Annotated in this window: 17 protein-coding genes; 10 read left to right on the top strand and 7 right to left on the bottom strand. The window is 72.4% G+C overall.

Translation table 11 applies throughout. The features are described 5' to 3' along the window. The first annotated feature begins 10 nt into the window (after nucleotides 1-10). Genes ACZ58V_RS33090 through ACZ58V_RS33045 form a run of 10 tightly spaced genes read left to right on the top strand, consistent with a single transcriptional unit; the run spans nucleotide 11 to nucleotide 11124 of the window. The gene (locus tag ACZ58V_RS33090; protein WP_471294702.1) at nucleotides 11-1228 is read left to right on the top strand and encodes an acyl-CoA dehydrogenase family protein; all 1218 of its coding nucleotides are present in this window, start codon (nucleotides 11-13) and stop codon (nucleotides 1226-1228) included. Nucleotides 1229-1239: 11 nt separating this feature from the next. After that, nucleotides 1240-1797: an NADPH-dependent FMN reductase gene (gene ssuE / locus ACZ58V_RS33085; protein ID WP_189727559.1), complete on the top strand. Its 558-nt coding sequence runs from the start codon at nucleotides 1240-1242 to the stop codon at nucleotides 1795-1797. Then, nucleotides 1794-2981 carry an SfnB family sulfur acquisition oxidoreductase gene (locus ACZ58V_RS33080; protein ID WP_468195873.1) on the top strand — a complete coding sequence of 396 codons (1188 nt, stop codon included), beginning with the start codon at nucleotides 1794-1796 and terminating at the stop codon, nucleotides 2979-2981. The genes ssuE and ACZ58V_RS33080 overlap by 4 nt, the downstream gene beginning before the upstream one ends. A gap of 44 nt (nucleotides 2982-3025) precedes the next feature. Then, complete coding sequence (locus ACZ58V_RS33075; protein WP_405508843.1) at nucleotides 3026-4180, top strand: LLM class flavin-dependent oxidoreductase; 1155 nt, start codon at nucleotides 3026-3028, stop codon at nucleotides 4178-4180. Further along, entirely contained in the window at nucleotides 4177-5361 is a 1185-nt protein-coding gene (locus tag ACZ58V_RS33070; protein WP_471294699.1) for an SfnB family sulfur acquisition oxidoreductase, read from the top strand. The genes ACZ58V_RS33075 and ACZ58V_RS33070 overlap by 4 nt, the downstream gene beginning before the upstream one ends. A gap of 7 nt (nucleotides 5362-5368) precedes the next feature. Beyond that, the gene (locus tag ACZ58V_RS33065) at nucleotides 5369-6544 is read left to right on the top strand and encodes an acyl-CoA dehydrogenase family protein (RefSeq protein ID WP_471294696.1); all 1176 of its coding nucleotides are present in this window, start codon (nucleotides 5369-5371) and stop codon (nucleotides 6542-6544) included. Nucleotides 6545-6594: 50 nt separating this feature from the next. Beyond that, nucleotides 6595-7962, top strand: coding sequence for an ABC transporter substrate-binding protein (locus ACZ58V_RS33060; protein WP_471294694.1), 1368 nt, complete (start codon nucleotides 6595-6597; stop codon nucleotides 7960-7962). Further along, on the top strand, nucleotides 7959-8837 hold the full coding sequence (locus ACZ58V_RS33055) for a carbohydrate ABC transporter permease (RefSeq protein ID WP_468195865.1): 879 nt from the start codon (nucleotides 7959-7961) through the stop codon (nucleotides 8835-8837). Before ACZ58V_RS33060 ends, ACZ58V_RS33055 begins: the two co-directional genes overlap by 4 nt. After that, complete coding sequence (locus ACZ58V_RS33050) at nucleotides 8834-9718, top strand: carbohydrate ABC transporter permease (protein WP_471294692.1); 885 nt, start codon at nucleotides 8834-8836, stop codon at nucleotides 9716-9718. Before ACZ58V_RS33055 ends, ACZ58V_RS33050 begins: the two co-directional genes overlap by 4 nt. Beyond that, nucleotides 9715-11124 (top strand): LLM class flavin-dependent oxidoreductase, encoded by a 1410-nt coding sequence (locus ACZ58V_RS33045; RefSeq protein WP_471294691.1) that lies wholly within the window; start codon nucleotides 9715-9717, stop codon nucleotides 11122-11124. Before ACZ58V_RS33050 ends, ACZ58V_RS33045 begins: the two co-directional genes overlap by 4 nt. 7 nt (nucleotides 11125-11131) lie before the next feature. Here ACZ58V_RS33045 and ACZ58V_RS33040 read toward each other — a convergent pair whose 3' ends face one another. From ACZ58V_RS33040 to ACZ58V_RS33010, 7 genes are read right to left on the bottom strand one after another with little or no spacing between them, the layout of a single operon-like run. After that, nucleotides 11132-12520, bottom strand: coding sequence for an FAD-binding oxidoreductase (locus ACZ58V_RS33040; RefSeq protein WP_471294688.1), 1389 nt, complete (start codon nucleotides 12518-12520; stop codon nucleotides 11132-11134). 35 nt (nucleotides 12521-12555) lie between these two features. Next, complete coding sequence (locus ACZ58V_RS33035) at nucleotides 12556-13731, bottom strand: acyl-CoA dehydrogenase family protein (protein ID WP_471294685.1); 1176 nt, start codon at nucleotides 13729-13731, stop codon at nucleotides 12556-12558. Next, nucleotides 13728-14738, bottom strand: coding sequence for an ABC transporter substrate-binding protein (locus ACZ58V_RS33030; protein WP_468195855.1), 1011 nt, complete (start codon nucleotides 14736-14738; stop codon nucleotides 13728-13730). The genes ACZ58V_RS33035 and ACZ58V_RS33030 overlap by 4 nt, the downstream gene beginning before the upstream one ends. Beyond that, entirely contained in the window at nucleotides 14735-15838 is a 1104-nt protein-coding gene (locus tag ACZ58V_RS33025) for an LLM class flavin-dependent oxidoreductase (protein ID WP_471294683.1), read from the bottom strand. The genes ACZ58V_RS33030 and ACZ58V_RS33025 overlap by 4 nt, the downstream gene beginning before the upstream one ends. Before the next feature lie 8 nt (nucleotides 15839-15846). Further along, a complete protein-coding gene (locus tag ACZ58V_RS33020; RefSeq protein ID WP_468195851.1) occupies nucleotides 15847-16857 on the bottom strand; it encodes an ABC transporter substrate-binding protein in 1011 nt (336 codons plus the stop codon). Then, entirely contained in the window at nucleotides 16854-17603 is a 750-nt protein-coding gene (locus ACZ58V_RS33015) for an ABC transporter ATP-binding protein (RefSeq protein WP_471294681.1), read from the bottom strand. Before ACZ58V_RS33015 ends, ACZ58V_RS33020 begins: the two co-directional genes overlap by 4 nt. A gap of 7 nt (nucleotides 17604-17610) precedes the next feature. Continuing rightward, entirely contained in the window at nucleotides 17611-18552 is a 942-nt protein-coding gene (locus ACZ58V_RS33010; RefSeq protein ID WP_468195847.1) for an ABC transporter permease, read from the bottom strand. Nucleotides 18553-18562: the final 10 nt, after the last annotated feature.

The raw sequence follows: 18562 nt of genomic DNA, 5'->3' as shown, positions 1-18562 counted from the left end.
GTTCCCCACCATGAGCACCGCCGCACCGGCCGACTGGAAGACCGCCACCGCCCCGAAGGACGCAGAGGGCTGGCTCGCCCGCGCCGCCGAGGTCGCCGCCGTCCTTGCCGCCGACGCCGCCGCCCGCGACAAGGCAGCCGCCACCCCCTACGCCGAGGTCCAGTTGCTGAAGGACTCCGGCCTGGTCACCCTCCTCGGCCCCGTCGAGCACGGCGGCGCGGGCCAGGACTGGCCCACCGCCTACCGCGTCGTCCGCGAGGTCGCCAAGGCGGACGGCTCCATCGGCCAGCTGCTCGGCTATCACTACCTGTGGAACTGGGCCGCCCGTCTGGTCGCCACCCGCGAGCAGTGGGAGCACGTGGAGGCCGAGGCCGCGCGCAACCAGTGGTTCTTCGGCGGCGCGGTCAACCCACGCGACGAGGACGTGGTGGTGCGGGACGAGGGCGACACCCTCACCTTCACCGGCAGCAAGTCCTTCTCCACCGGCAGCAAGGTCTCCGACGTCACCGTGCTCGAAGGCGTCCTGGAAGGCACCGACGACCACGTCTTCGCCATCGTCCCGTCCGACAGCGAGGGCCTGACCTTCCACGACGACTGGGACAACATCGGCCAGCGCCTCACCGAGAGCGGCGGCGTCACCATCGACACCGTACGCGTCCCCTGGTCAGCCGCGGCGGGCTACGTGGACAAGCAGTTCCGGCCGCGTGTCTACAACACCCTCAATGTGCCGACCATCCAGCTCGTCTTCGTCAACTTCTACCTCGGCATCGCCACAGGCGCCCTGGAGACCGCCGCCACCTACACCCGCACGAAGGCCCGCGCCTGGCTGCACGGCGGCCACGAGCACGCCGTTGACGAGCCCTACGTCATCGACACCTACGGCGACCTCACCGCCAAGCTGTGGGCCGCCGAAGCACTGGCCGACGCCGTGGCCGCCGAGGGCCAGAAGCTGCACGACGACCCCGACGCGGTCACCGAACAGGCCCGCGGTGAGTTCGAGGTGCGGGTGGCGGCCGTGAAGGCCCGCGCGACCGACGTGGCTCTGGAGGTCACCAACCGCATCTTCGAGGTGACCGGCGCCCGCGCCACCGCCTCCGCCGAGGGCCTCGACCGCTTCTGGCGCAACGTCCGCACCCACACCCTCCACGACCCGGTGGCCTACAAGCGCCGTGAGATCGGCCGCCACGTCCTCACCGGCGAACTGCCGCAGCCCACCTGGTACTCCTGAAAGGCTTTCCCATGGCCACCATCCTCTCCGTCTCCGGCAGCCCCTCCGCCACCTCCCGCACCGCCCGGCTGCTGCGCCACCTGGACGACCGGCTCGCCGCCCAGGGCCACGAGGTGATCCCGTTCGACGTCCGCACCCTCCCGCCCGAGGCCCTGCTGTACGCCGACTTCCGGCACCCGGCGATCGTCGACGCCACCGCCCTGGTCGAGCGCGCGGACGGCATCGTGATCGGCACCCCCGTCTACAAGGCCGCCTACTCCGGGCTGCTGAAGTCCTTGCTGGACCTGCTCCCGCAGTACGCACTGGCCGGCAAGACGGTCCTGCCGCTCGCCACCGGCGGGTCCGTCGCCCACGTCCTGGCCATCGACTACGCCCTGCGTCCCGTGCTGAGCTCCATGGGCGCCGCGCACATCGTCCCGGGCTGGTTCACCCTCGACAAGGACATCACCGTGGGCGATGACGGCTCCCTGACCGTCGCGCCCGGCACCGCCGAGGCCCTGGCTCAGGTCACCGACCAGTTCTCGCTCGCCCTCGGCGGCCGCCCGACCCTGCTGGCGGCCACCGGATGACCGCCGTGACCGTGCTCGCCGGCGACGCCGAGGCCCTCGGCGTCGCCGCCGAACTGGCCGCGGACTTCCGCAAGGACGCCGCCGAGCGGGACGCGGGGCGCCGGCTTCCGCACGCGGAACTGGAGCGGCTGTCCGCCTCCGGGCTGCTCGGGGTGACGGTTCCCGCGGAGTTCGGCGGCGCGGACGTCCGTACCGAGACGCTCGCGGAGATCTTCCGGCTGCTGGCCTCCGCCGACGCCAGCCTCGCCCAGATCCCGCAGAGCCACTTCGTCTACGTCAACGTGCTGCGCCGCCAGGGCACGCACGCCCAGCAGGAGTTCTTCCTCGGCGAGGTACTGCGGGGCAGGAGGTTCGGCAACGCCCAGTCCGAGGCGGGCACCAAGCACGTCCAGGACATCCGCACCAGGCTCGCGCGACGCCCGGACGGCTCGTACGTCCTCGACGGCGTCAAGCACTACTCCACGGGCGCCCTGTTCGCCCACTGGATCCCCGTACTGGCCCGCGCCGACGACGACACGCTGCACGTGGCGTATGTGCCGCGCGACGCCCCCGGCCTGACGGTCGTCGACGACTGGGACGGCATGGGGCAGCGCACCACCGCCAGCGGAACCGTCCGCCTGGAGCGGGTCCCCGTCCCCGCCGACCGGGTCCTGCCCCACCACCTCACCTTCCAGGGACCCCAACTCCACGGTGCCGTGGCCCAGTTGCTGCACGCCGCCATCGACGCGGGGATCGCCTCGGGGGCGCTGGCGGAGGCCGTGGAGTTCGTCCGTACGAAGAGCCGGCCCTGGTTCGAGAGCGGCTTCGAGACCGCCGTGGAGGATCCGCTGCTGATCCAGCGGTTCGGCGAACTCGCGATCCGCCTCCGGGCGGCGGAGGCCCTGCTGCGGGAGGCCGCCCGTGCGGTCGACGCCGCCCGGGACGACCTGAGCGACGACTCGGCCGCCGAGGCGTCGATCGCGGTGGCCACCGCCAAGGTGACCGCCGCGGAGGCCGCCGTCGAGATCGGCAGCGCCCTCTTCGAGGTCGCCGGCACCCGCGCGGCCCTCGACTCCCTGGGCCTGCACCGCCACTGGCGCGACGCCCGCACCCACACCCTGCACGACCCGGCCCGCTGGAAGGTCCAGCACATCGGCCGCTACGTGCTGAGCGGTACCCGGCCGCCCCGGCACGGCCTGCTCTGACCACCCCCTCTTCTGAACGCCTTCCTCCTGATCGGAGATCTCTCGTGTCCCTCACCTTCCACTGGTTCCTGCCCACCAACGGCGACAGCCGCCATGTCGTCGGCGGCGGCCACGGCACCCCGGCCACCGCCTCCGGCCGGGACCGGCCGCCGACGGTCGCCTACCTGAGCCAGATCGCCCGCGCCGCCGAGGACCTCGGCTTCGTCGGCGCCCTCACCCCCACCGGCGCGTGGTGCGAGGACGCGTGGCTGACGACGGCGATGGTCAGTCAGAACACCGAGCGGCTGAAGTTCCTGGTGGCCTTCCGGCCCGGCTTCGTCTCGCCCACGCTCGCCGCGCAGATGGCCTCCACCTTCCAGCGGCAGAGCGGCGGACGGTTGCTGCTCAACGTCGTCACCGGCGGCGAGAGCCACGAGCAGCGCGCCTACGGCGACTTCCTCGACAAGGACGCGCGCTACCGCCGGACCGGCGAGTTCCTGCAGATCGTGCGGGAGCTGTGGGAGGGCAAGACCGTCGATCTGCACGGCGAGCACCTCCAGGTGGCGGACGCGACGCTGGCCCGGGTGCCCGACCCGGTCCCCGAGGTCTACTTCGGCGGCTCCTCGCCGATCGCCGGAGAGATCGCCGCGCGGCATGTGGATGTGTACCTCACCTGGGGCGAACCGCCCGCGCAGGTCGCCGAGAAGATCGCCTGGATCAGGAAGCTGGCGGCCGAGCAGGGCCGCACCGTCCGCTTCGGCATCCGGCTGCACGTCATCACCCGCGACACCTCCGAGCAGGCGTGGGCGGAGGCCAACCGGCTGCTCGACGGCTTCGACCCGGAGACCGTGGCGTCCGTGCAGGCCGGACTGGCCCGCAGCGAGTCCGCCGGGCAGCAGCGCATGCTCGCCCTGCACGGCGGCGGCCGGGACGGCCTGGAGATCCACCCCAACCTGTGGGCCGGCATCGGCCTGGTGCGCGGCGGGGCGGGCACGGCCCTGGTCGGCAGCCACGACGAGGTCGCCGAGCGCATCAAGGAGTACGCGGCCCTCGGCATCGAGGAGTTCGTCCTCTCCGGCTACCCCCACCTGGAGGAGGCCTACTGGTTCGGCGAGGGCGTCCTGCCGAGGCTGGAGGCACAGGGCCTGTGGCAGCACCCCTTCCCGCAGGTCGCGGCCGCCGCCCAGGTCCCCTTCGCGGGCGCGGGAAACCCACGATGACGCAGGTGATCGCCGACGACGCCGAGGCGATCACCGTCGCGGCCGGACTCGCCGCCGAGTTCGCCCGCGACGCCGCCCTGCGCGACGCCGAGCGCATCCTGCCGCGCGCCGAGCTCGACCGGCTGTCCGCCTCCGGGCTGCTGGGCATCACCGTGCCCCGCTCCCACGGCGGTGCCGAGGTCGGCGCGCGCACCCTCGGCGAGGTCGTCCGGCTGCTGTCCGCGGCCGACGCCAGCATCGGCCAGATCCCGCAGAACCACTTCTTCTTCGTCGAGGTGCTGAAGGAGAACGGCACGCCCGGGCAGCGGGACCTCTTCCACGCCGAACTGCTGGCGGGACGCAGGTTCGGCAACGCCCTCGCCGAGAAGGGCACCCGGCACGCGCTGGAGTTCTCCACCCGGCTGAAACCCCGCCCCGACGGCTCGTACACCCTGACCGGCACCAAGAACTACGCCACCGGCGCCCTGTTCGCCCACTGGATCCCGGTCTTCGCCCTCGCCCCGGACGACAGCCTCACCGCGGCGTTCGTCCCGTACGACGCCCCCGGGGTCACGGTCGTCGACGACTGGGACGGCATCGGGCAGCGCGGCACCGCGAGCGGGACCGTGCGCTTCACGGACGTGCACGTGCCCGCCGACCGGGTGGTGCCCCATCACCTCACCTTCGAACGGCCCGAGGTCTTCGGCGCCTTCGGCCAGTTCATCCACGCGGCCGTCGACACCGGCATCGCCCGCGGGGCCCTGGAGGAAGGCGGCGAGCTGATCCGGGACATCGCCCGGCCGTGGGGCGAGTCGGGCGCCGACCGGGCGAACGAAGAACCACTGGTGATCAACAAGTTCGGCGAGCTGGCCCTGGTCGTACGCGCCGCCGAGGCCCTCCTCGACCGGGCCGGAGCCGCCCTCGACGCCGCTCGTGGTGCCCCCGGCGACGCGGGCCTCGCGGCCGAGGCCTCCGTGGCCGTGGCCGCCGCCCGCGCCCAGGCCGACACCGCCGCGCTGACCGTGGCGAACGACGTCTTCGCGCTCATCGGCACCCGGTCCGTGACCGGTGGCCGGGGCCTGGACCGGCACTGGCGCAACGCCCGTACCCACACCCTGCACGACCCGCGCCGCTGGAAGATCCAGCACCTCGGCAACCACGCCCTGAACGGGGTCGCCCCGCCCGCCAACGGAATCGTCTGAGGACCCCATGACCACGACCGACTGGATCGCCACCGCCCGCGCCGTGGCCGCCGACCTCGCCCAGGACGCCGCCCAGCGCGACAAGGCCAACAAGCCGCCCTTCGAGGAGGCCGAACGGCTGCGTGCCGCCGGGCTGCTGACGCTGCTGGTCCCCGCCGAGTACGGCGGCGGGGGAGCGGACTGGCGCACCGCCTACGCCGTCATCCGCGAGATCGCCGCCGGGGACGGCTCGATCGGGCAACTCCTCGGCTACCACTACCTGCTGTCCTGGAACCCGCGCTTCTTCGGAGAGCCCGCCACCGCCGAGCGGCTGGAGCGCGCGGCGGCCGAGGGGCAGTGGCTGTGGGGCGGGGCGTTCAACCCCCGGGACCCGGACGTCACCCTGACCCCCGAGGGCGACGGCTTCCGGCTCGACGGGCGCAAGAGCTTCGCGACCGGCGCCCGCGTGGCCGACCGGCTCGTAGCCGGTGCCACCAGCACCGACACCGGAGAACCCGTAGTCGTCTTCGTCGACCCGGCCCACCCCGGAGTCGTACGTCACGACGACTGGGACAACTTCGGTCAGCGGCTCTCGGCCAGCGGCAGCGTGGAGTTCCACGCCGTGCCGGTGGCGGCGGACGACATCATTGGGTCCCTCTCCGAGGAGGCCGGCACCCTCACCCCGTTCGCCACCCTCGTCACCCCCGCGATCCAGCTGGTCTTCGTCCACTTCTACCTGGGCATCGCCGAGGGCGCGCTCGCCGCGGCCGCCGACTACACGCGCGACACCACCCGCCCCTGGCCGCTGTCGGGCGTCGACTCCGCCACCCAGGACCCCTACACGCTGGCCACCTACGGCGAACTCGCCGTGTCCGCACGCTCGGTGCGGCTCCTCGCCGACCACGCCGCCGAAGCCGTCCAGCGCGGCATCGACCGAGGCCAGGACCTCACCGCCGAGGAGCGCGGCGAGATCGCCGTCACCGTCGCCGCCGCCAAGGTCGCCTCGACCAAGGCCGCCCTCGACATCGCCGCCCGGATCCTCGAGGTCACCGGCGCGAGGGCGACGGCGTCCGCGCACGGCTTCGACCGCTTCTGGCGCAACGTGCGCACCCACACCCTGCACGACCCCGTCGCCTACAAGCTCCGCGAGGTCGGCGACCACTTCCTGAACGGCGCCCACGCGCCTTTCACCCTCTACACCTGAGAACTCTCTCCACCCAAGAGCAGGTAAGAAGAAGCCAGGAGAACCACCCCATGACCCCGCCCCCGCGCCTCCCGCGTTCCCCGCTCTCCCGCAGACACCTGCTGCGCGCCGCCGGCGGTGCGGCGGCCCTCGCCGCGGCCGGCCCGCTCCTGACCGCCTGCGGCTCCTCCGAGGCCGCCGCGCTCGACCCGACCGCCAAGCCCGACCTCGACGGGGTCACCCTCAAGATCCTCGCCAACCAGCCGAACGCCCTGTCGTTCAAGTACCTGAGCAAGCCCTTCGAGGAGGCCACCGGCGCCAAGCTGTCGGTGACACCCGTGCCGTACGACAAGCTCACGGCGAAGGCCGTGCTCGACGTGCAGTCCGGGGCGGGCCAGTTCGACGTCTTCATGTACTGGTACGCGGCCGTCGGCACCCTCGCCGAGGGCGGCGTCATCGAGGACCTCACCGCGTACATCAAGGCGCACAAGGACATCGAGGAGAGCGACTTCCTGCCGTCCCTGTACGACACCTACACCCGCTACGACGGCAAGCGCTGGGGCCTTCCCTACGACGGCGACACCCACATCCTCTTCTACAACACCGAGATCTTCGAACGGCACAAGGTCGAGGCACCCCGCGCCTGGGCGGAGTACAACGACATCGCCGCGAAGATCACCAAGGACGCCAAGGGCAAGTACTACGGCACCATCATCGAGGCCCAGCAGGTCCCCGTGATCCTCGGCTGCGCCTTCGCCAACCGCCTCGCCGGGTACGGCGGTTCGTTCCTCGACGCGTCGGGCGCGCCCACCCTCGACACCCCGGAGGCGATCGAGGCCGCGCAGGTGCTGTTCGACGCCGCGCCCAGCGCGCTGCCCACCCCGCTGCAGATCGGCTTCGACCAGGCGCTGCCCGCCTTCCTCGACGGCAAGGGCGCCATGCTCGACTTCTGGACCGACTTCGCCAAGCGCGCCCAGGACCCGGGGCAGTCGAAGGTCGTCGACAAGTGGGCCGTCACCACGCTCCCGGTCGGCGGCGACAACACCAAGCCCCGTACCTCGCTCGACGCGGGCTTCGGACTGGCGGTGTCCACGGCGTCGAAGCAGAAGGAGGCCGCCGCCGCCTTCATCAAGTGGGCCACCGCCGCACAGCAGAACCTCCTCGTGCTCGCCCGGCCCGACGCGGGCGCCGACCCGATCCGCACCAGCACCCTCAGCTCCTCGGCGTTCCGCAAGAACTCGCCCGACTCCTACGAGGCCGTCCGCACCGGCCTCGCGGGCGACCCGCTGCCCTGGCCGACCGTGCCCAAGGCACCCGACCTGCTCCAGACCCTCGTGGACGAACTCGCGCTCGGCCTGCAGGGCAAGCAGAGCGCGAAGACCGCCCTGGGGAACACGCAGCGCGCCTGGGCCAAGGAACTCAAGGGAGCGTCCGGATGACAGCCAGGCCGGCCGCCCGGGTCCCCGGGGCGCTCGCCGCGCCGTCCGTGGTCTTCCTCGCGGTCTTCGCCGCCTACCCGCTCGTCTACGTCATCGGCCTGGCCTTCACCGACTCCACCCTCGCCCGGCCCTTGCGACGCTGGACCGGGTTCGACAACTTCCGTACCGCGCTGGAGAGCCAGTCGTTCACCGGCTCGCTGTGGCGGTCGGTGCTCTTCGCGGTGCTCGCCGCCGCCGTGCAACTGGTGCTGGGCACCGCCCTCGCGCTCCTGCTGCGCGCCCGGGCCACCCGCCCCGGCTTGCTGGGCACCCTTCTGCTGCTGCCGCTGGTCACGCCGCCCGTCATGGTCGGCGTGGCGTGGAAGCTGCTGCTGGCCCCGGTCGGCGGCGCCCTCAACGGCGTCCTGCACGCGCTGGGACTGCCCGGCGTGAACCCGCTCGGCAGCAGTACGGGAGCCTTCACCACCCTCGTCGTCATCGACAGCTGGCAGTGGACACCCTTCGTGATGCTGCTCGTGTACGCCGCTCTCCTCGGCGTACCGGACGAGCTGCGCGAGGCCGCCGCCCTCGACGGCGCCGGCCGCTCGCGCACCCTCCGCTCGATCGTCCTGCCGTACATCGAACCGACGCTGCTGTCCGTCCTGCTGCTCAAACTCGTGATCGGCTTCAAGGTCTTCGACATCGTCTACGTCGTGACGGCCGGCGGCCCCGGCTTCTCGACCACCACGAGCACGTACGACATCCAGCGCACCGCGCTGCAGGAGTTCGACGTCGGCGGCGCGGCAGCCGCGACCGTGCTGTTCTCCCTGCTGATCGGCCTGGTCACGAGCCTGGTGGCGATACGCCGCGAGAAGTACGAGGAGGTGGCGGCGTGACCACACTCGAAGCCGTACGGGAAGAGGTGGCGGCCGAGCCCGCGCCCCAGAAGCCCCCGCGCCGCACCGCCGGGCGCCGCCGCCCCACCGGACTCACCGCGCTGCTCACGGTCATCGCCCTGCTCATGGCCGTACCGCTGCTGTACGTCGCCTCACTCTCCGTCCGCTCCCGCGACGACGTCCTCAACGGCGGACTGCTGCCCTCCCGCCTGTTCTGGCGGAACTGGCCCGACACCTTCCGGGCCGTCGAGGTCGGCCACTACATCGTCAACTCCTGGACGGTCGCGGCCGGTTCCGTCATGCTCACGCTGCTGATCGCCGTACCGGGCGCGTACTTCACCGCGCGGGCCGGACGCCGTGGGGGCAGGCTCGCGACCCTGGTGCTGTCCAGCTACTGCGCGCCGCCCGTCGTGGCCGTCCTGCCGCTGTTCTATCTGCTGCGGAACCTGGAGCTGAACAACACCGTCACCGGGCTCGCCCTGGTGGACGGTCTGGCGAACGTGCCGGTGGCGATCTGGCTGCTGGACGGCTTCGTACGGAAGGTGCCGAAGGAGATCGAGGAGGCCGCCTGGCTCGACGGACTCGGCCCCTGGGCGAGCCTGCGGCGCGTCGTCCTGCCGCTCATCGCGCCGGGTGTCGCGGCCGCCGCGCTGATCTGCTTCTTCCTCAGCTACAACGAGTTCCTCTTCGCCCTCAGCTTCGCCCAGGACAGCAGTGCGCAGACCCTGCCGGTGCTGCTCTCCCTCTTCCAGGGCGACAAGAACGTCGAGTTCGGCCAGCAGGCCGTCGTCTCCCTCATCGGCATCGCGCCCGTCTACGTCCTGGCCGTGGCCGCCCAGCGCCGGCTCGTCGCCGGTCTGTCCTCCGGAGCCCTGAAATGACCCGCCGCATCCATCTGAACGCCTTCGACATGGCCTGCGTCGGCCACCAGTCGCCCGGCCTGTGGCGGCACCCCGACGACCAGGCGCACCGCTACACCGACCTCGCCTACTGGACCGGCCTGGCGCGGCTGCTGGAGCGCGGCGGCTTCGACTCGCTCTTCATCGCCGACGTGCTCGGCGCGTACGACGTCTATCAGGGCTCGCGTGACGCCGCCGTCCGCCAGGGCGCGCAGATCCCGCTGTCCGACCCGCTGCCCGCCGTCTCCGCCATGGCCGCGGTGACCGAGCGTCTGAGCTTCGGTGTCACCGTGTCCCTCACCTACGAGCAGCCGTACAAGCTCGCCCGCACCCTCACCACTCTCGACCACCTGACCAAGGGCCGGATCGCGTGGAACGTCGTCACCTCCTACCTCGAGAGCGCCGCCCGCAATCTGGGGCTCGGTGAACAGGTCGGGCACGACGACCGCTACGAGGTCGCCGAGGAGTTCCTCGAGGTCTGCTACAAGCTGTGGGAGTACTCCTGGGACGACGACGCGGTCGTCCGCGACCGGGAACGGGGCGTCTTCACCGACCCCGCCCGCATCCGGGACATCGCCCACAAGGGCCGCCACTTCACCGTGCCGGGCGTGTTCCTGTCCGAGCCGTCGCCGCAGCGCACCCCGGTCGTCTTCCAGGCCGGCGCCTCCCCGCGCGGCCGGGCCTTCGCCGCCCGGCACGGCGAGGGCGTCTTCATCAACGCCGTCAATCCGCAGGCGACCCGCCGCGTCGTCGACGACATCCGGGCCAAGGCCGCCGCCGAGGGCCGCGACCCGTACAGCGTCAAGATCTTCATCCTGCTCACCGCGATCACCGCCCCCACCGACGAGGAGGCCCAGGCCAAGTACGCCGACCTGATCTCCTACGCCTCCTACGAGGGCGCCCTCGCGCTCTACGGCGGCTGGAGCGGCCTCGACCTGTCCGAACTCGCGCCGGACCAGCCCTTGGAGTACGTCGACACCGACGCCGTCCGCTCCGCACTCGCGATCTTCTCCACCGCCGATCCGACCCGTCGCTGGACCCCCGACGACGTAGCCCGCTACCTGGGGATCGGCGGTATCGGCCCGGTGGTGGTGGGGTCCCCGGCCACGGTCGCCGATGAACTGGAACGCTGGGTGGAGGAGGCGGACATCGACGGCTTCAACCTCGCCTACGCCGTGACGCCCGGCACCTTCGCCGACTTCGTCGACCTGGTCGTGCCCGAGCTGCGCGAACGCGGCCGGCTCCCGGACACGCCCACCGGCACCACGCTGCGTGAACGCCTGCACGGCCCGGGCGGCGGACCCCGTGTCCGGGCCGACCACCCGGCGGCCGAGTACCGCGAACTGGCCGCCCGGGAGCGGGAGTCAGCCGCGACCCGCCGGGATTGACGGGTGGTCAGAGAGCCTTGCCGGGGTTGAGGACGTGGTGCGGGTCGAAGGCCGCCTTGACGCGTCGCTGCAGCGCGTGCTGCTCGGCGCCGAGTTCCTGGGCGAGCCAGCGTCGCTTGAGCGTCCCCACTCCGTGCTCGCCGGTGAGCGTGCCGCCCAGGCGCAGCGCGGTGGCGAAGATGTCGCTCGCCGCCTGCCAGGCCGCCTCCGGGACGTCGGGGGAGTCGGGGTCGAGGACGAGGATGGGGTGGAGATTGCCGTCGGCGGCGTGGGCGAAGGTGAAGATCCGTACGTCGTGACGCTCGGCGATGGCCGCGATCTCCCGGACCGCCGGGGCGAGTTGTGCCCTGGGTACCGCGATGTCCTCGATCAGCACCCGGCCGAGGCGTTCCAGGGAGGGCAGGACGAGCCTGCGGGCGGTGAGGAGCCGGTCCGCCTCCACCGGGTCGGTGGTGGTCTCGACGGACGCCGCATGCTTCCGCAGCAGCCGTACCGCCGCCTCAGCCTCCGCTTCCGCGGCCCGCCCGTCGCACTGCAGAAGCAGCAGCGCACCGCCCCGCGACCGCAGGTCCGTGCCCTGGGCCGCGTCCACGGCCGCCAGGACCGGACCGTCCAGCAGCTCGGCCATCGCGGGCTCGACGTGGGCGGCGGTGAGCGCGGACACGGCCTCGGCACCCTCGGCGAAGGTGTCGAAGTACGCGGCGACGGTGGCGGTCGACTCCGGTACCGGCCGCAGCCGTACCGTCGCGGCGGTGATCACACCCAGGGTGCCCTCGGAGCCGGTGAGCAGCGCCGTCAGGTCGTAGCCGGTGACTCCCTTGACGGTGCGCCGACCGGTCCGTATCAGCGTTCCGTCGGCGAGCACCGCGTCCAGCCCGAGGACGGCGTCCCGGGTCACCCCGTACTTGGCGCAGCGCAGCCCGCCCGCGTTGGTCGCGATGTTCCCGCCCACCGTGGAGATCGCCGCGCTCGCCGGGTCGGGCGCGTAGCGCAGTGCGAACTCGCCCGCCGCACGGTCCAGTTCGGCGGTGATGACGCCCGGCTCCACGACGGCGGTCTGTTCCTCGGGGCTCAGTTCGAGGATCCGGTTCATCCGCGACAGGTCGACGACGACACTGCCCGCCCCCGCGTTCGCCCCGCCGGACAGCCCGGTGCCCGCCCCGCGCGGCACGACCGGCACCCGCAGCTCGTGCGCGTGCCGCAGCGCGGTCTGTACGTGCTCGGCCCGGGTGGCGTGCACGACCGCCAGCGGCTCCCCGTCCGGGCGGCTGCCCGAGCGGTCGGCGGCGTACGGCGCGGTGGCCTCGGGCCCGATGCCGAGCGCACCCTCGGGCAGTTCGCGGCGGAGCACGGCGAGGAGCCGCGCGGCCGAGGGACCGGTGTGGGGAAGTGTCATGAAACCGTTCTCTCTGCGTACGAGGTGAGGGGCGCCTAGGAGTGGCCGGACCGGCCCGTTTCCAGTGCCCGCGCTCCGATGGCGAGCAGGGCCGTGTCCTCCTGCGGGGCGTGCACCGGGGCGCACTGGACATCCCTGAAGTGGCGCTCCAGGGGGTTGTCGCGGGTCAGCCCCGGGTTGCCGAGCAGCCGCACGGCCAGTGCGACGGCCTCGGTGGCGTGCCGGTCGGCCAGGACGCGGGCGCCCAGGGCCTGTTCGGGCGTATAGGTGTCGTCGGCCGCCTCCACCCGCTCGGCACCGGCGAACACCAGCTGTTCGGCGGAGTCGAGCCGCAGCGCGATCTCGCCCGCGGCGCGACGGAAGCGCTCCGTGCGGGCCACCGGGTGGCCGAGATTGGCGGGGACCCGTTCGTGCGCGAACCGGTGGAAACACTTCTGCGCGGCCCGGGCCACGCCCAGGTAGAGGGCGGCGAGCGGGAGATGGAGGGCGGCGCCGGCCCGGTTGTCCTGCTCCGCGCCCGCTCCGTGCGGGGCGATCTCCACCACGTTCCCGGCCGGGATCTCCACGTCGTGCAGTGCGATGTCGTGGCTGCCGCTGGCCCGCAGCCCCAGATGGTCCCAGCGGTGGGTGATCTCGATGCCGGGGGCCGTGCCGGGCACGGCGAACGTGCCCACGCGCGGGGTGGGTTCGTCCGTGGTCGCCCAGACCAGCAGCCAGTCCAGCCCTTCCACACCGGTGGCGAAGCGTTTGCGGCCGGTGAGGGACCAGCCGGTGGCCGTGCGCCGGGCCACCGTCGCGGGCAGCCCGCCGCGCGCGGGAGAGCCGAGCTCGGGCTCCACCCGTACATGGTTGAGGAGCACCGGGCGGTGAGCCGCCTCGGACAGCACCTGCCCGTACAGCTCCTCCGGCCAGTGCGGCCGTACGGCCTGGCGGTGGTGGACGGTGAGGCTCATCGCGGCGATCAGCGCCACCGACGGGTCGCCCTCGCCGAGCGCGTGCAGGATCCGGGCAGTGTCCGGGACTCCAAGCCCCGGCCCGCCGTACCGGGCGCCGACGGTGGCCGTGAGGAGCCCCGCCTCGTACGCGGCGCGGATCCCCTCGGCGGGGAAGGTGCCGCCGCGGTCGTGAGCGGCGGCGGTGGCGGCGAGCCGTTCCGTGACCTCGGGCAGGGCTCCCAGGCCGGGGGCGCGGAGCAGCAGACCGGTGGTCATCGGGCGAGCTCCTTCCGCAGCGGGGCGTTCAGCCGGTCGCTCCAGAAGCCGCTCACCTTCAGCCCCTGCTTGAGCGCGCCGAGGTCCCGGAAGGCGTCGGCGACCTCCTGCTGGGAGGCGGTGGCCCGGGCACTCACCGGCCGCACCTCGGTCTTCCGCTGCGCCTGCCCCTCGCTGTACTCCTCCAGCGCCTGGTCCACCGGCTGGTGGGTCGCGGTGGCGATGACCTTCGCGTACTCCTTCTCACGCCCGTCGCGGACATACGCGTTCGCCTGGTCGAGCCGGGCGAGCAGATCGGTCAGCGCCTCGCGCTCGGCCTTGTCGCCGAGGGTGTCGTCGGAGGCCGTCCACAGGAAGTTGCCGGAGAGGACGCCCTTGCCGGAGCCGATCGTGCGCGCGCCCTGCTGCCGGGCGGCGATGATCGAGTTCCCGTATCCGGCGAAGGCATCGACGGAGCCGCCGTTGAGTGCGGCGAGCGCCTTGTCCGGCTCCAGCGGGGCGGCGGTGATGTCGTCCCAGCCGAGTCCGGCCCGTTTCAGCAGCTCGTACAGGAAGTAGTGGGCGGTGGTGTTCTTGACGTAGCCGACCTTCTTCCCCTTCAGCTGCGCGATCGAGGTGACCTCGGAGCCCTTGGGAGCCACCACCTCCTGGTTGAGGGTGTTGCCGCGCTGTACGGCGACGACCTTGAAGTTGGGCTTCCCGTCGGCCGCCGCGAAGACCGGCGGGATCTCGCTCGAGCTGGCCACGTCCAACGCGCCCGCCCGTACGGCCTCCAACTGCTTGTCACCGCCCTGGAACAGGCTCCACTGCACCTCGTACGGCGTGTCGTCCAGGCCGGCGAACCTCAGCAGGGCCTCCTCGCCCTTCCAGCCCGTCGCGCCGACGCGCAGGGTGACGGAGGACCCCTGCCCGTTGCCCTCCGCTCCCGCCGAGCCGCCGCAGCCGGTCAGGGCGGTCACGGACAGGACGACGGTGGCGAGAGCGAGCGCGCGCCCCGCCCGCCTCACGCGGCCGCTCCCGAGGCGGCCCGGTGCGCCAGCTCCTGGCGGACCAGCGGCAGGACGTGCCGGGCGTAGTCGATCGCGTCGTTGAGCGGGTCGTAGCCACGGATGGACAGCAGCTCGCAGCCGATGTCGACGTAGTCGAGCAGCGCCTTGGCGACCGTCTCGGGGGAGCCGACCAGTGCCGTGGAGGCGCCGGCGGCGTTGGTGGCCGTGGCCGGCGCGGTCCACAGGCAGCGGTCGTGGACCTCGCCGCGTTCGGCGACGGCCAGCAGCCGCTGCGAACCCACGTTGGCCGGGGTGCCCTGGCCGAGGGCCGGATAGTGGCGCCGCTTGGCCCGCTCCTCGTGGTTCGTGGTGATCGTGCCGAGGACGCGGTGCGCCTTCTCCCACGCCAGCTCGTCGGTGGGCGCGATGATCGGGCGGAAGGAGACCCAGATGCGCGGGCGGGGCCGGCCGGCGGCGTCGGCGTAGGTGTTCACCGCCGCGATCTGCTCGGCGGTCTCCTTCAGCGGCTCGCCCCACAGCCCGAAGATGTCGCCCTGCTGCCCGCCCACCCGGTAGGCGTCCTCCGAGGAGCCGCCCACCGAGATGGGGATCGTGCCGTGGTACGGGGTGACATCGGAGCGGAAGCCCTCGAAGCGGTAGTACGGGCCCTCGTGCGAGACGGGCCCGCCGGCCGCCCACACCTCGCGCAGGATCCGGATGTACTCGTCGGAGCGCGCGTACCGCTCGCCCTTGCTCAGGTAGTCGCCCTCGCGGCGCTGCTCCTCGTCGTTGCCGCCGGAGATGATGTGCACCGCCAGACGGCCCTTGCTGATCCGGTCCAGGGTGGCCAGGGCACGGGCCGCGTGGGTCGGGAAGACCACGCCGGGGCGGTGGGCGAGGACGGGCTTGATGCGCTCGGTGTGGTTCGCCACGAACTGCGCCAGCTGCAGCGCGTCGGGCGAGGCCGAGTGGTAGGTGACGAGGGTGTAGTCGAAGCCGCCGTCGTCCAGGGCGCGGGCGTAGCGGCGGGCGTAGTCGACGTCGATGCCCGTGCCCGCGGTGGGGTCGCCCTCGGTGGCGGGGTTGGGGTGGACGGCGCTGATGAACTCGACGGGCATGGCGGGGCTCATTCCTTGACGAGGCTGGAGTCGACGTGGTCGGCGACGGTCGGGTTCGGGGTGAGGACACCGATGCCGTGCATGGTGTCGCCGACCTTCTGCACGGCGTCGACGACCTGCGAATTCACCGGCAGCAGCTCGCCGTTGGCCTGGCTCACCAGCGTCTTCGCGATCGCGGGGGAGGCGCCGTTGTTGCGCTGGATGGCCTTGGCGTAGTCGTCCGGGTGCTTGCGCGACCAGGCCAGGGCCTTGTCCAGGCGGCGGAGATAGTCGGCGATGGCGGCCTTCTTGTCCTTGTCGGCCAGTGCCTTCTCGGAGGCGCCGATGAAGCCGTAGCCGCTCACCCGCCCGTCGGCGCCGTTGACCAGGAGGCGGCCGCCCTGCTGCTCGGCGACGGCCTTGTAGACCCCGAAGGTCGCCCAGGCCTCGACCTTGCCGGAGGTGAACGCGGCCTGCGCGTCCGTCGGCAGCAGGTACTGCACCTTGACGTCGGAGTACTTCAGCCCGGCCTGCTGCAGCACGTGCGCGAGCAGGTACTCGGCGATGGACCCCTTGGCCGAGGAGACCACGACCTTCTTGCCCTTGAGGTCCTTGACGCTCTTCACCGACGAGTTCCCGCGGACCACGATCCCGGTGTGCGTGCCGTCGTTGCGCAGCGCGCCCACCGCCTTCACCGGCACACCTCCCGACAGCGCCTGGAGCGTGGGCAGATCGGCGGCGTACGAGGTGTCGGCGGCCCCGGCCTGCACGGCCTGGAAGAGCGGCGCTGCCCCCTCGAACTCGGCCCACTTGACCTTGTACGACGTCCCCTTGAGGGCGCCGGAGGCGTTGAACAGCGTCTGCAGGTTCTTGGCCTGGTCGCCGATGGTGAGAGTCTGTGAGCCGCTCCCGTCGGAGGCGGCCTCACTGTTGCCGCCGCAGGCGGTGGTGGCGAGCAGGGCGGTCAGGGAGAGGGCGGCGCCGAGGGTGCGGCGCGTGATCGTGCGGGTCATGAGGTGGGTGCCGTTCCTGTCGGTCATGTCGTGGCCTCTTCGCGAGGCGCCGAGGCGTCGTGGACGCCGAGCCGGTGCAGCAGTTCGCCGCGCAGCCGTACGAAGTCCGGGGAGCCGAGCGCGCGGGGCCGCTCCAGGCCGACCTCGGCTTCGTAGGCGATCCGTCCGCCGTCCATCACCAGGACCCGGTCGGCCAGCAGCAGCGCCTCCTCCACGTCGTGGGTGACCAGCAGCACCGAGCAGCCGTGCCGCTGCCACAGGTCGGCCACCAGCCGCTGCGCCCGGCCGCGGGTGAGGGCGTCCAGGGCGCCGAACGGCTCGTCCAGCAGGAGCAGTTCGGGCTCGCGGACCAGCGCCCGGGCCAGCGACACGCGCTGCGCCTGGCCGCCGGAGAGGGTCTTGGGCCAGCGGCCCGCGTACTCCTCGATGCCGACCTCGGCCAGATAGCGCTCGGCGAGCGACCGGTCCTTGGAGCGGGGCAGGCCGAGCACCACGTTGCGCCACACCCGCAGCCAGGGCATCAGCCGCGGCGACTGGAAGGCCACCGAGCGGCGTTCGGGCACGGTGACCTCGCCCTCGGTCTCGCTGTCCAGCCCGGCGAGGATCTTCAGCAGGGTCGACTTCCCGCAGCCGCTGTGCCCGAGCAGGGCGACGAACTCGCCCTGACGGATGGTGAGATCGAGATCGTCGATGACGGTCTTGTCGTCGAAGGCGCGGCTCAGGCCGCATACCTCCACCTGAGTGCTCACCGTCGTGCTCGCAGTCGTGCTCATCGCTCTCTCACGCTCCTTCGCCGTCGAACGAGGCCCGCCAGGCCAGCAGCCGCCGCGACAGCAGCCGCACGGCGAAGTCGCACAGCAGCCCCAGCACCGCGTAGACGGCCAGGCACAGGACGATGACGTCGGTCTGGAAGTACTGCTGGGCGTTGCTCATCAGATAGCCGATGCCGGCGTCCGCGTTGACCTGCTCGGCGAAGACCAGCGCGAGCCAGGCGGTGGACAGCGCGTAGCGCAGGCCGACCAGGGCGCCGGGCAGCGCGGACGGCAGGATCACGTACCGGATCAGACCGATGCGGCCGAGCCCCGCCATGCGTCCGGCCTCGATGAGCTGGGAGTCGGCGGAGCGGATGCCGCCGTAGATGTTGAAGTACAGCGGGTAGGTGACGCCGAGCGCGACCAGCGCGATCTTCGGGGTCTCGTCGATGCCGAACCAGACGATGAACAGCGGGATCAGGCCCACCCACGGGATGGCCCGGAACATGCCCATCGACGCGTCGATGACGTCCTCGCCGAGCCGGAACAGCCCCGCGGTGAGCGACAGCGCGAGCGCGACGGTCGCACCGATGAGGAACCCGGTAGCGGCGCGGCGGCCGGACGCGGCGATGGCCTGCGGCAGTTCACCGGTGCCGATCAGGTCGGCGGCCCGCTGGACGACGTCCACGGGGGAGGCCAGCACTGACTCGGGCAGTACGCCCGTGGCGCTCGCCAGGAACCAGACCAGCACCAGCCCCAGGGGCCCGGAGGCCCGGCGCACGCCACGCGGTACACGGAAGCGGGACCGCTTGCGCGGGGTGCCGGGGCGGGCGTTCTTCGTGGCGGTGGGGCGAGGCGGCCGCGCCGGTCCGGTGGGCGCCGCGGCTTCTTGTGCGGTGTGTGTCGTCGGTGGTGCGGACCCGTGTGTCGGCGGTGAGGTTTCCGACACGGCGGAGTGCGGGGAGGGCATGCGGCGGCCT

Source organism: Streptomyces sp. NPDC040589 (assembly GCF_055594445.1).
This window is presented reverse-complemented; position numbering and strand designations above follow the sequence as displayed.